This window comes from Photorhabdus cinerea (assembly GCF_011189575.1).
Classification (GTDB): domain Bacteria; phylum Pseudomonadota; class Gammaproteobacteria; order Enterobacterales; family Enterobacteriaceae; genus Photorhabdus; species Photorhabdus cinerea.
In genome coordinates, this window is the sequence record NZ_PUJW01000117.1 from 1 (window position 1) to 965 (window position 965).

Here is a 965-nt window from a genome sequence, read left to right on the forward strand (position 1 = left end):
GGCATCTGCGTAGCAACAAAATCCTCAAAAGGATACCCCTGCTTATAGTTACCTTCTCCCCATGCCATTTGAGTTTTACTACCATCTTTTTCTACCCGATACACATGACGGATGTCTACTGTTGGGTGCGGATCTTTTGAGATGACTTTTGATAACTTAGCCGTGGCAGATGTAGACCCTTTGACCGCACCAAAGCCACCGCCTGCCATACTGGCTATTCCAGTAACCAGTTTTCCTATCTCCAGACCCGCATTATAGGCCCCTTCTGGACCCGCTTTTTCATATTCAGCTTTGACAACATCAAGCTGCTTGAGATAGCCCTCCTTTGTCGCTTGCCAGATAAAGCCGGGCATATCCTCCTGAATCAACAGTGTTCTAAGCGATTCAATGACTTCCGAAGGATTAGATACCGCTCCAACAACTGCCATCACACTATCATAGAGTTCTGATGGAATACCGGATACGAAACCCGCAGCCAGATGGCCATCTTGTGAACCACTAATCAAGCCCCATTTAGCAAAAATCTGCGCTTTTTTAAGGTAATTGGATTCCGCCGCAAGCTCTTTTTCCATTAATTCCCGCTGGTGATGAGCCAGGTAATTATAACGGAAAGTGTTCTCCGCACCGCTTGCGCCACTATAAGCACCGTCTGCTTTACCGGTAAATACCGCACCGGCAAAGCCACCAAAAACACGGGCAATTTGCGCTTGTCGCTCCGATGTTCTCTGCCATTCTTCGGCTTTGATAAGATTATCTCCCATCATGATACCAGCCAGTTCCGCAGCCAAAGCCCCCGCCATTGCACCTTTGGCATTTCCCCGGCCAATTTCAGCACTGATGCCTGCCACAACTGCGTGGCTTAACGTTTTGCCCGGCACTCCTAGCACTTCGCCATTATCACCAATCAATCTGGCACCTTCAGCATGAATCTGGCTGCCAATATTAGCCAACAGAGCCGTAGTCAA

At 48.5% G+C, this 965-nt stretch carries 1 protein-coding gene; it reads right to left on the minus strand.

The genetic code is table 11. The features are described 5' to 3' along the window. On the minus strand, positions 1-965 hold a 965-nt coding region (locus C5469_RS23945; RefSeq protein WP_242689579.1), incomplete at both ends, for a DUF637 domain-containing protein.